This window comes from Bacillus sp. SIMBA_005 (genome assembly GCF_046535585.1).
In the GTDB taxonomy this organism is placed as follows: Bacteria; Bacillota; Bacilli; order Bacillales; family Bacillaceae; genus Bacillus; species Bacillus pumilus.
The window spans coordinates 1-267 of sequence record NZ_JAWRWI010000499.1 but is presented as its reverse complement, the minus strand read 5'-3'; the positions used below and the strand labels follow the sequence as shown (position 1 = coordinate 267).

Here is a 267-nt window from a genome sequence, read left to right as displayed (position 1 = left end):
ATTGCCGTTCCTCAATAAGCAAATTCATAGTCTTTTGTTTTACATATTGCGACGGAATTGTCCTCCGACTTCATATAAGGCCTTTGTAATTTGTCCTAGACTCGCTACTTTTACAGTTTCCATTAGCTCTTCGAAAATATTGCCATTGTTTACAGCTACCTCTTGTAAGCGGGCTATCGCTGCTTCTGTTGCCCCCTCATGCTGTTGCCAGAATAACTGTAAATTGCGAATTTGTGTTTCTTTTTCTTCTGATGACGCACGAGCAAT

Annotated in this window: 1 protein-coding gene; it reads right to left on the bottom strand. The window is 40.4% G+C overall.

Annotation, left to right across the window (positions count from 1 at the left end; translation table 11 throughout):
- Positions 1-39: 39 nt before the first annotated feature.
- On the bottom strand, positions 40-267 hold a 228-nt coding region (locus SB660_RS21065; RefSeq protein ID WP_410584324.1), incomplete at its 5' end, for a hypothetical protein.